Genomic DNA, 1,126 nt, shown 5'->3' with positions numbered 1-1,126 from the left:
CCCGCCTCGACATGAACGGCGGTTCCGGGCACCAGCTCGATCGACTCCCCGCCGACCTCGAAGGTCACGTGACCCTTCGCCCCCGAGACGAGAATCGGGAAGCCCGCACGGTGCTCTTCCATGGTCTGGCCGGCGGCGAAGCTCAACCGCACGACGGTCGCGCCGGGGCCGGCCGCCATACGTTCGATGCGGGGTGTGGGCCCGTCCTGGACGTTCAGGTCGGTGAGTCCTTCGATGCGCGTCACACCGGCGGTGCTGCTGTCCTGCGCGGTGTGCACCGACGGGTTCTGCGACATGTTCGACTCTCTCCTTCGTAGTGACCGAGCGCGACCCGACCGCAATTCCGGAACCGATGACCGTCGCCGTAACGTTGACATCGTCGCGCTGTACCGGCGACGACTATAAAGGAAATTACTCATTTGAATACGGCGGGCCTCACCGGAGTCCCACCGAGCGTTCGGCAGAGGGGCAGGAATTGGCACGACAGGTCAAGCAACGGGACCGCGTTCTCGCCCTGCTCGAAACGTCGGCCGAGCCACTCGACGCCCACCTGCTGGCCGACGACCTCGACCTGCACGTCACAACCGTCCGCTTCCACCTCAACTCGCTCATCGAGGAAGGCCTGGTCCGGACCCGGCAGCTCGAGTCGACGAAGGTCGGCCGGCCGCGTCTCGGATACACCGCCGTGCCGAAACCGTCCTATACGGACCTCGTCGCACTGCTCGCGGCCCGGCTCGGCGGCACCGCCGAGGAGCGGGAGCGCACGGCCTGCGAGGTGGGACGCGACTGGGCGGGCATGCTCGGTTTCGCCCCTGCCGACACCGCCGACGCGGGCGCCTTCGTCATCGACGCCCTCTCCCGCCTGGGATTCGAAACCCGATCCGCAACAAGCGCATTCGGAAACCACGAGCTCACTTTGTGCACGTGCCCCCTGGTCGAGATCGCCCGCACCAACCCGGAGGTCGTGCGCGGCATCCAGCGCGGGCTCATCCAGCAGCTCCTCGACGACAACGCGGCCACGTTCGGCGCCCGATACACCGCCGCGGTCTTCCCGGACCCGCAGGACGGCAATTGCTCGATCCGCCTGGCACTGCGGAAGTCGGACAGGGACGCCGAGGCGTCGTAA

Annotated in this window: 2 protein-coding genes; one reads left to right on the top strand and one right to left on the bottom strand. The window is 67.6% G+C overall.

What is annotated here, in order from left to right; genetic code table 11:
* Positions 1–296, bottom strand: a 296-nt coding sequence (locus I0Q12_RS23025) for an XRE family transcriptional regulator (RefSeq protein ID WP_197255153.1), incomplete at its 3' end; no start/stop codon positions are given.
* Positions 297–475: 179 nt separating this feature from the next.
* On the opposite strand from I0Q12_RS23025, the gene I0Q12_RS23020 reads away from it, so the two are divergent.
* A complete protein-coding gene (locus I0Q12_RS23020) occupies positions 476–1,126 on the top strand; it encodes a metalloregulator ArsR/SmtB family transcription factor (protein ID WP_231611269.1) in 651 nt (216 codons plus the stop codon).

It is taken from the genome of Rhodococcus sp. CX (assembly GCF_015865005.1).
Classification (GTDB): Bacteria; Actinomycetota; Actinomycetes; order Mycobacteriales; family Mycobacteriaceae; genus Rhodococcus.
Note: the sequence above shows the minus strand (reverse complement) of the source record. Positions and strands in the feature narration are given on the sequence as shown.